This is a genomic window from Bacteroides sp. RTP31139st1_H2_RTP31139_211217, from assembly GCF_040227615.1.
In the GTDB taxonomy this organism is placed as follows: Bacteria; Bacteroidota; Bacteroidia; order Bacteroidales; family Bacteroidaceae; genus Bacteroides; species Bacteroides uniformis.
Map to the genome: position 1 here is coordinate 1 of NZ_JBCNZM010000358.1, position 1101 is coordinate 1101.

Genomic DNA, 1101 nt, shown 5'->3' on the forward strand with positions numbered 1-1101 from the left:
AATTAATTAACAAAACTCGGTTTAGGGCACTGAAAAGTGCCCTTTCGAAGGGGGATGCCCTAAATTGAGTGCTTACCTAAAGACTCGAAATATGGATAGTAAAGTAACCTTATTGGATTGAGATGTCAGATTATGATTTGGAAACAGCGAATGCAATGCTGCTTACAGGCCGTTATCTCTATGTCGGTTCATGTGCCATCAAACAATAGAGAAAATTCTCAAAGCATATTGGACTAATTGCTTAATGGAAGTTCCTCTAAAGATACATTCACTATCCAGACTTGCGGAGAGAACGGGATTGGACAAGCAATTGTCGGAGGAGCAGTTAGACTTTATAGACAAACTTGAACCTCTTAATATAGAAGCCCGTTACCCCTCTTATAAAGAAAGATTAATGAAGAGCTTAACCAAAGAATACTGTGCTGAACTTTTGAGCCAAACTAAAGAGTTGCAATTATGGATAAAGAACAAGCTATAAACCTTGCCAAACGCTATAAGGAAATGGTAGCGGAGAAGTCCATTAAAGGCCCTTTATCTTTATGGTTCGTACAGTAAAGGAAATTATAGAGCAGACAGCGATATAGATATTGCTGTGATAGTAGAACGCCTGGATGACGATTATTTTAAAGATACTCCTCTATTGTGGAAACTTAGACGCAAGATAAGTAACCTTATAGAGCCAGTCCTACTTACAGAAGATATGGACAATCCTCTTTATTGTGATATTAGAAAAACTGGAATTCTAATACAATGAAGTCTTGTTTATCACATGCCATCTATTTCTATAATTTATATTCTTTTTTACTTCCAACGCATATTCTTCTCCTAAATCTTCGTACCATACCAAGTACTGCGAAATACATACCTGAGCGTTTTTCTCTTACTTATTCCCTTCTTCATCCAATCCCTATCATGACTTAAACATTTTTCTCTTGCAGCAATAATCACTTGATATTGCAAAAAATGAGGAATATGAAATCATTGTATTTGCAGCTATAATTGTATATACTTGTAAGATAAACCTTTTATAAATAAATTGGAAATGAATAGAAATGAAATTACCTTACAAGAGATGTTCTCCTCAGTCATCGGGGAACTCCG

1 protein-coding gene and 1 pseudogene are annotated in these 1101 nt (G+C 35.6%); both read left to right on the forward strand.

The window, feature by feature from the left end; all coding sequences use genetic code 11:
* Nucleotides 1-190: 190 nt before the first annotated feature.
* Nucleotides 191-478, forward strand: a complete 288-nt coding sequence (locus ABUA47_RS24925; protein ID WP_009037333.1) for a HEPN domain-containing protein — start codon at nucleotides 191-193, stop codon at nucleotides 476-478.
* A gap of 96 nt (nucleotides 479-574) precedes the next feature.
* A pseudogene (locus ABUA47_RS24930) lies at nucleotides 575-754 on the forward strand (nucleotidyltransferase domain-containing protein); the annotation flags it as partial.
* Nucleotides 755-1101 lie beyond the last annotated feature (347 nt).